General features: G+C 64.9%; 13 protein-coding genes. 11 read left to right on the forward strand and 2 right to left on the reverse strand.

Annotated features, from left to right (window positions below):
• Window positions 1–16: 16 nt before the first annotated feature.
• The 6 genes from J0F90_RS23215 (at window position 17) to pdxR (ending at window position 5,268) form a co-directional block, all read left to right on the forward strand.
• Complete coding sequence (locus J0F90_RS23215) at window positions 17–763, forward strand: fimbrial biogenesis chaperone (protein ID WP_016930416.1); 747 nt, start codon at window positions 17–19, stop codon at window positions 761–763.
• An 11-nt stretch (window positions 764–774) separates the two neighbouring features.
• Window positions 775–1,386 (forward strand): fimbrial protein, encoded by a 612-nt coding sequence (locus tag J0F90_RS23220; protein WP_033639182.1) that lies wholly within the window; start codon window positions 775–777, stop codon window positions 1,384–1,386.
• A gap of 14 nt (window positions 1,387–1,400) precedes the next feature.
• Window positions 1,401–2,405: a fimbrial protein gene (locus tag J0F90_RS23225; protein WP_016930417.1), complete on the forward strand. Its 1,005-nt coding sequence runs from the start codon at window positions 1,401–1,403 to the stop codon at window positions 2,403–2,405.
• An 18-nt stretch (window positions 2,406–2,423) separates the two neighbouring features.
• Window positions 2,424–2,963 (forward strand): fimbrial protein, encoded by a 540-nt coding sequence (locus J0F90_RS23230; protein WP_033639181.1) that lies wholly within the window; start codon window positions 2,424–2,426, stop codon window positions 2,961–2,963.
• 108 nt (window positions 2,964–3,071) lie between these two features.
• Complete coding sequence (locus J0F90_RS23235; protein WP_016930419.1) at window positions 3,072–3,695, forward strand: LuxR C-terminal-related transcriptional regulator; 624 nt, start codon at window positions 3,072–3,074, stop codon at window positions 3,693–3,695.
• A 79-nt stretch (window positions 3,696–3,774) separates the two neighbouring features.
• Window positions 3,775–5,268: a MocR-like pyridoxine biosynthesis transcription factor PdxR gene (pdxR, locus tag J0F90_RS23240; RefSeq protein WP_033639180.1), complete on the forward strand. Its 1,494-nt coding sequence runs from the start codon at window positions 3,775–3,777 to the stop codon at window positions 5,266–5,268.
• Here the strand turns inward: pdxR and J0F90_RS23245 are convergent.
• Entirely contained in the window at window positions 5,265–6,182 is a 918-nt protein-coding gene (locus J0F90_RS23245; RefSeq protein WP_033639179.1) for a DMT family transporter, read from the reverse strand. The two genes, pdxR and J0F90_RS23245, sit on opposite strands and share 4 nt — an antisense overlap.
• A gap of 294 nt (window positions 6,183–6,476) precedes the next feature.
• On the opposite strand from J0F90_RS23245, the gene J0F90_RS23250 reads away from it, so the two are divergent.
• From J0F90_RS23250 to J0F90_RS23260, 3 genes are read left to right on the forward strand one after another with little or no spacing between them, the layout of a single operon-like run.
• Window positions 6,477–7,715 (forward strand): SrfA family protein, encoded by a 1,239-nt coding sequence (locus tag J0F90_RS23250; RefSeq protein WP_033639178.1) that lies wholly within the window; start codon window positions 6,477–6,479, stop codon window positions 7,713–7,715.
• The gene (locus J0F90_RS23255) at window positions 7,715–10,660 is read left to right on the forward strand and encodes a virulence factor SrfB (RefSeq protein WP_033641341.1); all 2,946 of its coding nucleotides are present in this window, start codon (window positions 7,715–7,717) and stop codon (window positions 10,658–10,660) included. Before J0F90_RS23250 ends, J0F90_RS23255 begins: the two co-directional genes overlap by 1 nt.
• Window positions 10,657–12,846 carry a virulence factor SrfC family protein gene (locus J0F90_RS23260; RefSeq protein ID WP_033639177.1) on the forward strand — a complete coding sequence of 730 codons (2,190 nt, stop codon included), beginning with the start codon at window positions 10,657–10,659 and terminating at the stop codon, window positions 12,844–12,846. Before J0F90_RS23255 ends, J0F90_RS23260 begins: the two co-directional genes overlap by 4 nt.
• A gap of 33 nt (window positions 12,847–12,879) precedes the next feature.
• On the opposite strand, the gene J0F90_RS23265 is transcribed toward J0F90_RS23260, so the two are convergent.
• Window positions 12,880–13,779: a LysR substrate-binding domain-containing protein gene (locus J0F90_RS23265; RefSeq protein ID WP_016930425.1), complete on the reverse strand. Its 900-nt coding sequence runs from the start codon at window positions 13,777–13,779 to the stop codon at window positions 12,880–12,882.
• Window positions 13,780–13,921: 142 nt separating this feature from the next.
• Between J0F90_RS23265 and J0F90_RS23270 the strand changes: the two genes are divergently transcribed.
• Both J0F90_RS23270 and J0F90_RS23275 read left to right on the forward strand, forming a co-directional pair.
• Window positions 13,922–14,932 carry an aldo/keto reductase gene (locus J0F90_RS23270; protein ID WP_033639176.1) on the forward strand — a complete coding sequence of 337 codons (1,011 nt, stop codon included), beginning with the start codon at window positions 13,922–13,924 and terminating at the stop codon, window positions 14,930–14,932.
• 54 nt (window positions 14,933–14,986) lie between these two features.
• The gene (locus J0F90_RS23275; RefSeq protein WP_033641340.1) at window positions 14,987–15,784 is read left to right on the forward strand and encodes an SDR family NAD(P)-dependent oxidoreductase; all 798 of its coding nucleotides are present in this window, start codon (window positions 14,987–14,989) and stop codon (window positions 15,782–15,784) included.
• The last annotated feature ends 35 nt before the right edge of the window (window positions 15,785–15,819 follow it).

Here is a 15,819-nt window from a genome sequence, read left to right on the forward strand (position 1 = left end):
GCTGAGAAATAATGACATGAACAAACACCCGATAACGCTACTGACCGCCGCCGGCCTGGCCCTGAGCGCCGTACTGCCCACCGCCGACGCGGCGATATCGCTGGATCGCACGCGCGCCGTCTATGTGAGCGACGCCAAATCGATCAGCCTGAATATCGTCAACGAAAACAAAGAACTGCCTTTCCTGGCGCAGTCCTGGCTGGAGAACGAGCAGCATCAGAAAATCACCTCGCCGCTGGTGGTGCTGCCGCCGTTGCAGCGCGTGGAGCCGAGCGAGCGCAGCGTGGTGCGCATCACCAAGACGCCGGAGGCGGATCGCCTGCCGCAGGATCGCGAGTCGGTGTTCTACTTCAACCTGCGCGAAATTCCGCCGAAAAGCACCAAAACCAACGTGATGCAGCTGGCGCTGCAAACGCAGATCAAACTGTTCTACCGGCCGAAGGCGATTGTCGCGCCCAAGGGTGAAGTGTGGCAGGAAAAGCTGGTGTTCCGTAAAAGCGGCGGCGCCATCACCGTCGACAACCCGACGCCGTTTTACATCACCCTGACCGGCATGACGCGGCAGACGCAAAAACAGGGCGGCGGCGCGATCGGCGGTTTTCAACCGCTGATGCTGAAGCCGAAATCCAGCGAAAGCCTCAAGCTGCACGACACCGGCATGAACAGCTTCGTCATCACCTACATCAACGACTACGGCGGCCACCCCGAGCTGCGCTTCGCCTGCAACGGCAGCGTTTGCACCGCCGTGCCCGAGAAAAAATAAGGAGGTCCAGCATGGCTGAATTCACCGATCGACTGCGCCCGCTGCTGCTCGGCGCGCTGTTGTGCGGCGGCGGCGCGCTGGCGGCAACGCCGCTGGGCGTGATCGAAGGCACCACCGGCACCGTCAGCTTTCACGGCGGCCTGCTCAGCTCTCCCTGCAGCCTGACGCCGGACAGCCGGGATCAGTCCGTCGATCTGGGCGACGTCAGCGCACGCGACTTCCGCAACGCCGGCGATCGCAGCGCGCCGGTGCGTTTTCGCCTCTCGTTCCGCAACTGCCTGCTGGGCGCGCGCGCGCTGGCGGATAATCCGGCCGGCCCGCGCAACGGCGACGCCAGCCGCCTCTACCTGCAGGGTGAACAGGCCGCCACGCTGGTGTTTCTCGGCGAAAGCGACGTCGACAACCCGTCGCTGCTGAAGCTGAACGGCGGCGTACAGGGCATCGGCCTGCGGCTGCAAGACCAGCAGGGCCAGGCGTTGGAGCTGAATCAGCGCAGCCGCCCCTACATTCTGCAACCCGGCAGCAACACCCTGTGGTTCAGCGCCAGCGTGGAATCCACCCAGCGGGCGGTGATGGCCGCCGGTTTCGCCGCCGTGGCGCACATTCAGGTGATTTACCTGTGAGGCTCGAGAACGCGATGAAAACACAACTGACCAAACTCTGCCTGCCGCTGGCGATCGCGCTGGCGGCCCCCGCCGCCTGGGCCAACGGCTACGTCACGCCGGACGGCGGCCCCAAACAGTTCTATATCGATCTGAATGAAAGCAACATCACCAACCAGGTGGGGTTCACCAAACTGTTTCCCTATGATCTGGGCGGCACCTATACCGGCAAGGTGTATTGCGATACCCCTATCCCCACCAGCCCGCACTTTTACAAGTCGGATTCGTCGTTGCCCCCCTCCGACTACGGCAACGGCTATTTAAAGCTGAATGACTTTTTGGATTTAAAAGCCGAGGTGTGGATTGCCGGCAACAAGAACGCCTACGTCACCGTGCCTTTTTACAACGAATCGAATTTGCTGAGCCAACACCGCTGCCAGCCGCCGTACTTACAGGTCAACAACTACGGCAGCGGCTCCAAAGGCAAGATCACCTTCCGGGTGCGCAAAAAAATCATTAACGGCGTTGAGATTAACGATCGGCAGATCATCGAGATGTACGGCCGCCTCGGCTCGACCGACGGCGGTTTCGGCCCCAATCCGATGGCGCAGGTGTTTATCCAGTCCGCGATCCTCTACGTGCCCGATAAATGCGTGGTGAATGAAGGCCAGTTGATCAACGTGGAGTTCGGCGAGATCGGCGGCAGCGATCTCAACGGCTCCAACTACCCGCAAAGCATTCCGGTGCGCTTCCAGTGCGAGGGCGGCAGCTTCGAGGACGGCACGCTGAATATCAAGCTGGCGGTGTCGGGCACGGCGGCCTCCTTCAGCAACGAGGTGTTCAAAACCGACAAGAACGATCTCGGCATCCGGCTGACGCACAACGGCCAGTTGGTTATCCCGAATGAGTTTTACCCGGTGCCGAACATCGGCAACGGCGGCTCCTGGAATCTGGTGGCGGCGCCGTTCGCCAACGGCGGCGCAGAGATCGGCGAAGGGGAATTCAACGCATCGGCCACCATCGTGGCGGCATTCCAGTAACCGAGGGAGGAACGGAAAATGCGTCTACGCGCTTTAGCGCTGCTGAGCTGCGCGCCCTGGTGGTTTGCCGCCATGCCGACGGCGGCGAACACCGAACTTATCGGCGCGCCGGTGCAGTTCCACGGCACCGTGGTGAGCCGCCCATGCAATATCGAACCGCAGTCCGCCGATCAGCTGGTGGAAATGGGCACGGTGATCGTCAAAACCCTGTACCGCTATGGCCACACCACGCCGGTGCCATTCAGCATCAAGCTGACCGACTGCAAGACCACGGTATTCAAATCCGTCAGCGTGACCTTCAGCGGCGCCGAAGACGGTGAGCTGCCGGGCAAGCTGGCGATCAACAACGGCGCGAACGGCGCCGCCATCGCGCTGTTCGATCATCAAGGGGCGGACATCGACCTGAATAAGGCCACCAGCGCCGTCGCGCTGCAAAACGGCCCCAACAGCCTGAACTTTACCGCCTATGTGCAGGGGCGGCCGAGCGCGATCCAGAACCAAAGCATTACCGAAGGCGAATTCACCTCCGTCGCCAATTTTGTGCTGGCGTACCAATAAGCCCCGCACCGCCCAGGGAAATCAGGAAAACGACCGGCGCGCGAACGCCGGCAATGGGCCGTCACCGTTCGCTCCGGCGCGGCGCCACGGCCTTTTAAGGAGCCACCCATGCCAGATATTCGCTTCACGCTGTTCGACAGCGATAACTTCTACCAGCAGGGGCTGCGTCTGCTGCTGCAGGATTATCTGCACTCCCTGAACGAATGCCAGCGCCTGTACCCGCAGTTCTCGCCGCTGGCGCTGCAGGCGTTGGATAACATCGAAATCGTGTTCCGCACGCCGGAAGAGCGCTGGGGCTGCGCCTGCTGTTACCAGAGCCCCTACGGCATCCCGCGCCAGCGGCAGCTGACTTTGCTGATCCTCGACGACGCGACCCAGCAACAGGTGAAAAACCTGCCGCCGCTGTTCAGCATCCACCGGCGCGATTCGGCCTACGCCATCCGCCTCAAGCTGCAGATGGCGCTGGAAAAATTTATCCAGCATCCGTGGATGGCGCTGCACGCCGCCGGCATGTGGAAATGCCAGGCCTGCCGCATCGCCGCGCTCAGCCACTGCGAAAAAAAAGTGCTGGGGTTGATGAGCAGCGGCATGTCCGCCTGCAGCATCGCCGGCCTGCTGCAGCGCAGCCAGAAAACCATCAGCGCCCATAAGCGCTCGGCGATGCGCAAGCTTAACGTGCGTAAAAACAGCGAGTTGAATAAAGTGCTGCTGAATCAGCGTGGGCTAAGCTGACTGACAACGGACTCGCGAGCGCCGACAGAGTGGTTTACTCTGAATACTCATTTTCGCACTGCAAAGCGAGCCGGAATCCATGCCCAGAACAGCCAAAGTCGTTGACGTCCCCGCCCTCGGCGAGCTCGATCGCCAGGCGGGCCAGCTAAGCCACCAGTTGGCGCAGGCCCTGCGTCAGGCCATCCACCGGGGCGATCTGAAAGCGGGCGATCTGCTGCCCTCGACGCGCCGGCTGTCGGCGGCGCTGACTCTGGCGCGCGGCACGGTATTGGAAGCCTTTGCTCAACTGACGGCGGAAGGCTTTCTCGAACCGCAGCCCGGTTCCGGCACCCGAGTTGCCCACTATCAGACGCCGCGCCGCGCGCCGCACGCCACGGTGCAGGCGAGTTCGGCGGTAGCGGCTCCGCTTTCTTCACAGGCGCAGCATCTGGCGCGCTTTGCCACTCAGGCGCGAGCGCTGCCGCCGGTGCCGTTCACTGTGTCAGTGCCAATCGGCGATACCGCGCCCGACGATATCTGGCGGCGGCTCGGCAACCGCATCCGCGCCCGCGGCCCCGGCGCGCCGTCGGGCTACGGCGATCCGCTGGGCGCGCTGCCGCTGCGCGAAGCGATCTGCGACTATGTGCGCCGTTCCCGCTCGGTAAACTGCACGCCGCAGCAAATCCTCATCACCTCCGGCACCCAACAGGGACTGTATCTGGCCGCGCAGATCCTGTTGGACGCCGGCGACAGCGCCTGGGTCGAAGATCCTGCCTACGTCGGCATTACCGCCATTTTCGATAGCCTGTTTCGCGATCGGCGCATGATTAGGGTGCCCGTCGCCGACGACGGCATCGACGTCGCCGCCGGCGTGCGTCTGGCCGCCAATGCCCGCGCCGCCTTTGTCACGCCGTCGCATCAGTATCCGCTGGGCATGCCGATGAGCATGGCGAAAAGAAGCGCCCTGCTGGCTTGGGCCAGAGAGCGGCAGGCCTGGATCGTGGAAGACGATTACGACAGCGAGATGCGCTACGCCGGCCACCCGTTCCCTTCGCTGCAGGGGCTGGCGCCCGAGCGGACGCTTTATCTCGGCACCTTCAGCAAGGTGTTGTTCCCTTCGCTGCGGTTGGGTTACGCCATCGTGCCGCCGCCTCTGGTCGACGCCTTTTGCGGCGCCAGGATCCTGATGGATCGTCACCCGCCCAGCGCGGATCAATACGTGCTGGCCGCCTTTATTGCCGAAGGGTATCTCGACCGGCATATCCGAAAAATGCGCGGCGTCTACGCCGAAAAACGTCGGGTGCTGATCGAGGCGATCAACGCGTACATCCCGGCCGAGCTGGCGGTGGTGCAGCCCTGCGATCAGGGCATGCACATGGTGCTGTGGTTGAGGAAAGATCTCGACGACGTGCGTGTCGCCCAGCAGGCCAACGAAGCCGGGTTGGCGCTGCGGGCGGTGTCGCCGATGTATGCGCCCGGCCAGGGTGAGCCGGGCCTGGTGCTGGGGTTGGGCGGTTACGCCGACCGCCAGGTGCAACAGGCGGTGGAACGGCTCGGACAGGTGATCCTGGCCTGCGCCGGCAGCGGCGCCTAGCGGGAAAAACGTTTGGCGCCGAACACGCAAACCACCACGCCGGCCATCACGGCGATCATCATCGGCTGGACGGCCTCATGCAGCAGCCAGCCCGCCAGCGCCAGGCCGAAGAACGGCTGCAGCAGCTGCAACTGCCCGACGGCGGCGATGCCGCCCTGCGCCAGGCCGCGATACCAGAAAATAAACCCAATCCACATGCTGAACACCGAGACGTAAACCAGCGACAGCCAAGCGGCGCCGCTGACCACGGGCCAGGCGGCCGGCGCCGCCAGCCAGGTGGCCGCCAGCGTCAACGGCAACGCCACCACCAGCGCCCAGGAGATCACCTGCCAGCCGCCGATCCGACGCGACAGCACCGCCCCTTCGGCATAACCCAGACCGCACAGCAGCACCGCGCCGACCATCAGCGCATCCCCCTGCCAGGCGCCGCCGCTCCCCTGGCTCAGCGCGAAAGCGCCCACCAGCGCGGCGCCGACGCCCGAAAAAGCCCAAAAAGCGGGCTTGGGCCGCTCTCCGCCGCGCAAGACGCCAAAACCGGCGGTCGCCAGCGGCAGCAGGCCGATATACACCAGCGAATGCGCCGACGTGGTGTGCTGCAGCGCCAGCGCCGTCAGCAGCGGAAAACCGATGACTACGCCGAGCGCCACAAACAGCAGCGGCGGCAAATCGGCCCGCGTCGGCCGCGCCTGGCGGGTGATCAGCAGCGCGCACAGGGCCAGCAAGGCGGCGATCGCCGCCCTGACCGCCGTCAGAAACAGCGGATCGAGCTCCAGCACCGCCACTCGCGTGGCGGGCAGAGAACCGCTGAAGATAATCATGCCAAGAAAACCGTTCATCCAGCCCTGGGCCGAATGCCCGGCGGCGGGATGTGCAGGGGTAACAACGAGAGTTTTTTCAGACTGGCTGTCCGTCATGTGAACGCTCCGCACGCCTGAGGCATACCGAAATCGGCAACCCGCGAGGCGATGTCATAGTGAAAGAGAACATCGTTCCCCGGCGTCGCTTGCCGGGCCTGCGTTCTATTTTTCAGATAAAGCGGTTCACAGACAGGTCCAGATAGCGAGATTTTCACTGTGCCGGTTGCCAAAGTGCGCCGCTAACGCCAAAGAAGGGCGTTTTTCGGGCTGTCCTTGGCCGTTTGGCGGCTCTGCCCGCGAGGTATCATGGACTTTTATGCGTTTTTGCAGAACAGGACAAGGTGCGGCGCCGTGGTGAAACCCTTCTTACGCAGTGGCAGTTTGGATGATGTGCTGGCTTTAGGCGAAAACGGGCAATCGATCTACGCCTGCGCGCAGCAGCTGCGGGAAACCCTGCGTCTTCGCCGGCAGCAGCAGGCCGCCGACTGTCTGGCGATCCCCCAACCGAACGAAAGCGGCACCCGCATCGACTGGTATGCGCCCTTTCCAGGCAAGGTGACCTCCTGGCTGGCGGCGAGCGACGCCCAGCGCGCTCAGGCGGTGCGCCATCTGGAACACTGCCTGACGACCTTCCGCAGCCTGACCGAACAGGCCCGGGCGACCGATCACCCCAGCCATCGCCTGTTCGGCGCGCTGCTGACCAAAGCGATGCACATTCCCGATCCCAACCACGTCTACCTGGTGGACGATCGGCCGGTGCTGACCTTTTGGGGCTTTATCAAACCGCAGGCGCAGAGCCCGGACGATCCTTTAGCCTGCCTGCGCCCTGCCGAAACGGAGGTAGAAAAACCGGCGCCGATCGCCGCCGCTCCGCGCAAACCGGCCGTTGTCGAGCCGGCCAAACCGGCTCCGACGGCAGAGCCTGAACCGGTGCCCGCCCCGGCGACGCCCGTCGAATCCCCTGGCGTTGTTCGCCCGCGCCGGCGTCACGCCCTCTGGCTGTTACCGGTACTGCTGCTAGGCAGCGCGGCGCTGGCCGCCTGGCTGCACCGCTCGCCGGCCCCGCAACCGGCGATGCCGGCGGAGGTGCGCCATCCGGCGCCGCCGGAAAAAACCGCCGCGCCATTGCCCAAGCTGCGCTTGCCGCTGGCGCACGCCACGCTGATGCCGCCGCCCCCGGCGCCGGCCATCCCGCAACCGCTGGACAAAAATGCGCTGGTGCTGCCGCCCGAGGCGGTGAAGGCCGGCTCCACCCGTTTCCTTAACGGCAAATGGCGCGCCACAGTGGCGCTGAAAGATCCGATCACCGGCAAGCGCCCCAGCCTGCAATACCGCCTGAACGCGGGCAAAGGCAGCGCCGTCATCGCCTACGGCGACGGCGTCACCTGCCGGGCGGCGGTCGAGGCCGGGCTGATGCAGTCCGGCAATCTGGTGATCAACAGCCGCACCAAGGCGCGCTGCAGCGACGGCAGCCGCTATCAGATCCCGGAAATCGTTTGCCGCCAGGGCGAAACCGGCGCGGCGGAGTGCACCGGCCGCTACGATGCGGACACCACCTATCCCATGACGTTCAAGCGCGAGAGTAAATGATGCTGGCCCCCCTAACTGACTACAAACACGGCATTACGCTGATTCAGGACAGCGGCATTCAGTTTCTGGACTTTGCCCTGACGCCGCGACTGGACGCCGAGTTTCCCGGCAAATTCGTGCGCAAGACCGCCAGCGGCCCGCTGCTGCGCCTGCAATGGGAGGCCGAGAGCGGCAAATACCAGTTGCCGGCCGTGGGCGACCAGGCCGCCGAAGTGGTGCGGCCGGAGTTCAGCTATCCGCTGCAGCAGTCGCTGCACCTGCTGGATAAGCTCTGGCTGCCGCTGCCCTTCTTGCGCCACACCCCGGCGGGCCTGTTTTTGTCGGGCCCGGACAACTGGGCGCGCCTGCAGGTGGTGCAGCTGGATGAACCGGATCAGGACGGCAACCTGCTGCGGGTGGTGCTGGCCTTCGACACCCGCGCCGCCGCGCCCGGCCAGGAAGCATTGGCGCCAAGCGAGAGCGATCTCGGCGCCGGCCTCAGCTTTGCGCTGGCGCACCGCAACCACGAGCTGGGCGAGTTCCTCGATCTGACCTGGGTGGACGGCTGGCTGCGCGAGGCGTTCAGCCAGCGCGCCGCCGAACGGGAACAGCGCGCCGAGGCGGAGATCAACGCCGGGCTGAAAACCTTCGAGTATCAGGCGCACTACCTCAACCTGTTGCACATGCTCGGCCATCAGTCGACGGTGCCGCAGATAAAAATGGCGGCGGCGACGCTGCAACAGCCGGCGATCGACGTCGATCTGGTGCTGGACGTCGGCAATTCTCACACCTGCGGCGTGCTGGTCGAGGACCATCCGGAAGAGAGCAACGGCCTGAAGCAAACCTATGAGCTGCAGCTGCGCTCGCTGTCCGAACCGCACTGCGTCTACAACGAACTGTTCGAGAGCCGGGTGGAGTTTTCTCGGGCCTCGTTCGGCAAGCCGCATCTGTCCTTCCAGAGTGGACGCGACGACGCCTTCCAATGGCCGTCCATCACCCGCGTCGGCCGTGAAGCCGCGCAATTGGCGCAGCGACGCGAAGGGCATGAAGGCACCACCGGCATCTCCAGCCCACGGCGCTATCTGTGGGACGAGGAGCGCTATGCGCCCGGCTGGCGCTTCAACGAGCGGCACGAGCCGATGGCCGCCGCCGCGCCGTTGACCACCTTGATCAACGACGAGGGCGTGCCGCTGTCCGCCCTGCCGACGTCCCAACGGCTGCCGGTATTCGCCGCCCATTACAGCCGCAGCGCGGTGATGAGCCTGATGCTGAGCGAGCTGCTGGCGCAGGCGCTGATGCAGATCAACAGCATCGCCCAGCGCAGCCGCATGCCGAACGCCGCCGCGCCGCGCCGTTTGCGCGCCATCATTCTGACGCTGCCTTCGGCGATGCCGAAGCCGGAGCGCGAGATTTTCCGCCGCCGCATGCAGGAGGCGATCGGGCTGGTGTGGAAGGCCCTCGGCTGGCACCCGCAGGATGCGCCGTTCGACGGCGCGCGCACCCGCTTCCCGGCGCCGCAGGTGCAGATGGAGTGGGACGAGGCCACCTGCGGCCAGATGGTCTATCTGTACAACGAAACCCAGGTGAACTTCGCCGGCCGCACCGACGCCTTTTTCGCCGCCATGGCCCGGCCCGACCGGCCGCTGGCGCCAAGCGAACAAGCAGGCAAAACGCTGCGCATCGCCTCCATCGACATCGGCGGCGGCACCACCGATCTGGCGATCACGCACTACTCGCTCGACGACGGCGTGGGCAACAACATCAAAATCAACCCGCGCCTGCTGTTCCGCGAGGGCTTTAAGGTCGCCGGCGACGACATCCTGCTGGACATCATCCAGCAATTTGTTCTGCCCGCCGTGCAACAGGCGTTCGAAGCCGCCGGCGTGAGCGCCGCCGCGGCGCTGATGGACAAACTGTTCGGCAACGAAGGACGCATGGACGGGCTTTCCACCCTGCGCCAGCAGGCCGCGCTGCAGATCTTCATGCCCGCCGGACGCGCGCTGCTCGGCGCCTATGAAGAATACGATCCGCTGGACAGCCGGGCGGAAATCGCCGCCAGCCTGGGCGATCTGCTGCCGCAGCCGCCGACGCCGCAGGTGCTGGCGTTTATCAACGGCGAAGTGCAGCGCGAAGCTGACAGCAACGCCTTCGATATCCTGCACACCCCGCTGGTGATCCGCCTGGCCGATCTGCACGCCGCCTTCTTGTCCGATCGCATCGGCATCGGCCGCTGCCTGCGCCTGCTGGCTGAGGTGGTGGCGCTGTACACCTGTGACGTGCTGCTGCTGACCGGCCGCCCGGCGCGCTTCCCCGGCGTGCAGGCGCTGCTGCGCCACCTGCAGCCGCTGCCCGCCAGCCGCATTCTGCCGCTGGAGGGGTATCACACCCGCAGCTGGTACCCGTTCAACAAACGCGGCCGCATCGACAACCCAAAATCCACCGCCGCCGTGGGCGCCATGCTGTGCCTGCTGGCAATCGACCTGCGGCTGGAGAGCTTTTACTTCAACGTCGGGGATTTCCAGCCCTACTCCACCATTCGCTATCTGGGCATGCTGGACGGCAACAACATGCTGGCGGACGATAACGTCTATTACCGCGACATCGATCTGGATCGCGCCGATTTCGCGCTCGATCCCGCCGGCAGCTTCCAGCTGCGCGGCCCGCTGCGCCTGGGCTTCCGCCAGTTGGACAACGAACGTTGGCCGGCCTCGCCGCTCTATACGCTGACCATCAATGACGCCCAGTTGGCGCGTAAGCTGGCCGGTGACGCGGTGATCAGCCTGCGGCTGGCCATCACCGCCAGCGCCGAACAGGGCGCCGAAAGCGTCAAGATCGCGCAGGCGGTGCTGGCCGACGGCAGTGCCGTCCCGGCGCACCATCTGCAACTGAAACTCAATACCCTGGCTGCCAGCGCCTCCGGCGCGACCCACTACTGGATAGACAGCGGGAGCATTTACCCACGATGAAAGCGACTACCACCGTCCAATCAGCCCCAAATAACGCGCTCAGCGCCGGCATTCTGCAGGCGATCGACTGGGTGGACGCCGCGCGCCGGCAGTCCGCCCGTTTGGAACAGGAGGCGGATCGCCTGACGCTGCGCCTGCGCCGTTGCCATAATCGCGCCGTCCAGTTGGAAAACACCCAGCCTGCGCAGGTCGCCATCGGTTTGTATGGCCACAACGCCGCCGCCAAGGCCCACCTGCTGGCGGCGCTGGCCCCTGGCGCAAAGCGCTTCAGCGCGGACCTTTCGCTCGCGGTGCGCTACTGCACGGCGGCCGAGGCGGGGCCCGCCGAGTATCCGATCGCCCTCGCCCTGCTCAATGAAGCGCAGTGGCTGGCCATCACGCTCGATGCCGCCGCGATGGGCGGCTTCCGGCTGGACTGGGACGCCCGCGCGATCGCCGGCCATCTGCAAACGTTGGCACGCCACCGCCAAGCCGTCGCCCCCGACGGCCTCAGCGACAGCGATGTGCTGGCGCTGTGGGATAGCCAACGCCGCCACGGCGACAAGGGGCAACAGACGCTGGACAGGCATTTCTGGCCGCAGGCCGTGGCGCTGGCGCCGCAGCTGAGCATCGACGATCGCGCGCGCCTGTTTGCGCCGCTGTGGGGAGAGGAAACGACGCTGACGACGCATTATCGCCAGCTGGCACATACGCTGCATGCCCTCGGTGACAGCCGACAGGTTCATGCCCCGCGCCGCGCCTTGACGCTGCTGACCGCGAGCGCCGCACCGGAAAACACGGCAATCGTCGTGATGGCCGAACACGGCGGTGAACGGGAGATCGCGCTGAGCGATCTGGCCTGGCTGACCGCCGAAGTGACCACCGGTCTGCCGCAGACGGCGCAGGCGGGCCTGCCCGCCGACGTGGCGCTGATCGACCTGCCCGGCAGCCGCGCCCGCCCGCAGGCGGAGCCGGCGCAGCGGCTGCAACAGGCGAAACGCGCCCATTTGCTGACCCGCTGCGCGGACGGCCTGCACGCCAACCTGCTGCTGGTGACCGATGCCGCCGCCGCGCCGCAGGACGCCGCGCGCATCGGCCAGGCGCTCGCCGGTTGGGTCGACCACACCCAGGGGGAAACCCCGGCGCTGCGCCAACGCCGCAAACCCGGTTTAATCTGGGCAATCACGCCGTTCGACCCACGCCAGGAAGGCAAACCGCGCCCTGACGACGCCGTTCAGCGTCAGGTCGGCGAACCCGGTGACAGCTGGGCCACGCTGCTGGCGCTGGATGAGCAGGATTGCCGCCGCATGGTGAACTACCTGGCCGCACAGGCGCGCCCGGCCCACAAGCAAGCGCGCCTGCTCGAGCTGCGCGAAGAGTTGCAGCGCGAGCTGACGGACAGCCTGCTCGGCAACTGGCTCACCGCCGCCGATCCGTACGCGACCCAGCAACGCGCCCAACAGCTGCTGCGCGCGCTGCAGGCGCAGGCCGGCCGCCACGGCGAACTGCTGGAACGACTGTTGCCCCAGCGCGATACGCTGCGCCAGCTTTACCAGCAACAGCAGCACGCCGCGCCGACCCCGGCGACGCCTGCGCCGTTCGGGCTCGACATCGATCTGTTCGGCGCACCGGAAACGCCGGCCTCCGGCGAGCCCCCCGCGTCACCCTTTGCCGCGCGGGTATTCGCGGATTGGATCAACCATCTGCGCAGCCTGCCGGACAACCGCCGGTTGCTGGATCTGCTCGGTGTCGACAAACCGCATCTCGAACTGCTGGTCGATGCGTTGATCGGCGCCGCCTGCCGCCAGCGGCTCGACGACGAACTGGAGCGAGCGCTGTGCGCCGGCGGCCTGCCGGAACAGGGAGAAGATCGGCAGATCAGCCAGGCGCTGGCGCTACTGGGCGACTTCGTCGCCTGGCTCGGCTTCCAGCGGCGCGATGCGGCAACGCGCCCCGAGAGCCGCGTCAATCCCGGCCAGCCGATCTTTACCCCGCCGCCGCAGCCGGCGGTGGACTGGAGCGGCCAGCAGCGGCTCACCCGGCTGGCGCCGACGCCAACCAAAAATACCGCGTTTTATATCTATGACTGGCTGATCGGCCTGCAGACCCTGCTGGCGGAAAATGCCGCGCAGGCGCAGCCCGCGCTGGCAGACGAGCAGCGCGGCGCACTGACGGCGATCGTCGCCGCCCTACGCGCTGTGCCGTAGCGGGCGCAAGCCGGGCCGGACACCGCCGCGCAGTCAGTGGCAGGCCGGACCGGCCGACATCACTTCGCGGAAATGGGTGACCAGCGGGCGCAGGTTGGCCTTGTGCCACACTGCCCACAGCTGCGTGGTGTATTGCATCCAGGGCAGTTCGCGCAGCACTACGCCTTGCGGCGCGTTATGCCGCAGGCTGTGCTGGATCAACGTCATCCCCAATCCGGCGGCGACCAGCCCCAGCGCGGTCAGCGGCTCGCCCGCCTCCAGCCGAATATCCGGATCGAACCCGGCCTTCACGCAGGCCGCCACGAAGTCGTCGCGCGAATGGGCATCCTCTTTGTGGATCACCGAGATCCAAGCCTGATCGGTGAGATCCGCCGGCTGCAGCGTTTCCCTGTCCGCCAGCGGATGCGTCTGCGGCAAGGCCAGCAGCATGCGATCGTCCAGCACCTGCGTATATTCAAAATCCGGATCCGCGCGATCCGGCGCCGTATTGACCAGCGCCACGTCCAGGCTGCGCTGCCGCAGCCCTTCCAGCTGCATGGAAGAAGGCTGGCTGTAAAGCACGATGTGCACATCCGGCCGGGAAACCCGCAGCGACCGCAATGCGTTCGACAAGACGCCGGAGTGCATCGCATTTTCGATATAGCCGATGCACAGCCCGCCGTCTTCCCCCCGCCCCAGGCGGCGCCCGAGCGATTCGAGCCGGGTGGCGTGCGTCAACAGCGCGCGGGTTTCGGCCAGAAACGTCTGGCCATCGGCGGTCAGGCGGATGCGCTGCTGATTGCGCTCGAACAGCATCAAACCCAGACGTTCCTCAAGCTGGGAAATCTGCCGGCTCAGCGGTGACTGGGAAATGTGCAGCCGTTCGGCGGCGCGGCCAACGTGCTCCTCTTCCGCCACCGCCACAAAGTATTTCAACTGACGTAAATCGATCATCTCAGACCTCAAAGGACTTAACTTAGACAAATTATGTCCTATCAAGTCACAACTTGCCAAGTTATCTTTAGCCTCGTGACGGGGCAGACGCTGTATGAGCCCCACAAGTTTCCCTGAAAAGATAACGTATTGAGGATTCACCATGAGCATCAAAAATATTTTACCCGGCAAGATCGGTTTGGGCGGCGCGCCGCTCGGCAATATGTACCGCGCCATTCCAGAAGAAGAAGCGCTGGCTACCGTAACCAGCGCCTGGGACTTGGGCATCCGCTACTTCGACACCGCGCCGCTTTACGGTTCCGGCCTGTCGGAAATTCGCATGGGCGAAGCGCTTTCTCAGTACCCACGCGATGAGTTCGTACTGAGCACTAAAGTGGGCCGCATCATGCTGGACGAAATGGAAGATCCCGCCGCCCGCGATCTGGGTGAGAAAGGCGGCCTGTTCGAACACGGTTTGAAAAACAAGATCCTGAATGACTACTCGGAAGACGGCACGCTTCGCTCCATTGAAAACAGCCTGAAGCGCCTGAAAACCGACCGTCTGGATATCGTCTGGATCCACGACGTCGCTCAGGATTTCTACGGCGACAGCTGGCTGGAACAGTTCAATATCGCCCGTACCGGCGCCTTCCGCGCGCTGTCCCGCCTGCGTGACGAAGGCGTGATCAAAGCCTGGGGACTCGGGGTCAACCGCGTCGAGCCTTGCGAGCTGACGCTGGCGCTCGATGAACCTAAACCGGATGCCTTCTTGCTGGCCGGTCGCTACAGCCTGCTGGATCACGAACGCGCCCTGCAACGCCTGATGCCGGAAGCGCTGGAACAGAATGTCGATATCGTCGTCGGCGGCCCATACAGCTCCGGCGTGCTGGCCGGCGGTGAACATTTCGAATATCAGAAAGCGTCCCCGGCTATTCGCCAACAAGTCGCGAAAATCAAAGAGATCGCCGCTCGCTTCCAGGTAGACGTCAAAGCCGCTGCGCTGCAGTTTGCGCTGGCTAACCCGGCCGTCGCCGCCGTGATCCCCGGTTCGAGCCGTCCTGGCCGCATGGCCGAAGATCTGGCGGCGCTGGATGCAGTGATCCCGGCTGAGTTCTGGGCGGAGATGCGCCGTCAGAAACTGGTGGCCGACAACGCACCGCTGCCGATTCGTTAAGTTTTATGGGGCCGCCCCCGGCCCCATTACCCACATTACAGAGTGATATACATGATGAAACTGGATCTTTCAGGCAAAGTCGCCGTCGTCAGCGGCTCCACCTCCGGCATCGGCTTGGGCATCGCACGCGGACTCGCCAAAACGGGCGCCACCGTGGTGATCGTCGGCCGTCAAAAAACCGGGGTCGATAACGCTATCGCCGACATCAGCGCCAACGTGCCCGGCGCGCAAGTGCGCGGCGTGGTCGCCGATCTCGGCACGGAACAAGGGGCAGAAACCCTGTTCGCCGCGGAGCCTAAAGCTGACGTGCTGATCAACAACCTAGGCATTTTCAACGATAAAGACTTCTTTACCGTGCCCGACAGCGAGTGGATGCACTTCTATAACGTCAACGTCCTCTCGGGCGTGCGTCTGGCGCGCCACTACGCGCAGAACATGACCGAACAGGGCTGGGGACGCATTATTTTCGTGTCGTCCGAATCCGGCGTCGCCATCCCGGCGGACATGATCAACTACGGCGTGACCAAAAGCGCCAACCTGGCGGTGTCTCACGGCCTGGCGAAACGCCTCGCCGGCACCGGCGTGACGGTCAACGCCATCCTGCCAGGGCCAACCTTTACCGAAGGCCTGCAGGAGATGCTGGCGGATGCGGCGGCCAAATCCGGGCGCAGCGCGCGCGATCAGGCCGACGAGTTCGTTAAAACCGAACGCCCAAGCTCCATTATTCAGCGCGCGGCGGACGTCGATGAAGTGGCCAACCTGGCCGTTTACCTTGCGTCCCCGCTGTCTTCGGCCACTACCGGCGCGGCACTGCGCGTCGACGGCGGCGTCGTCGACACCCTGGCAATGTAATTCCGTACCCTAAACCGATATCAAGAGAGAACGAA

This window comes from Serratia marcescens subsp. marcescens ATCC 13880 (genome assembly GCF_017299535.1).
GTDB classification, from domain to species: domain Bacteria; phylum Pseudomonadota; class Gammaproteobacteria; order Enterobacterales; family Enterobacteriaceae; genus Serratia; species Serratia marcescens.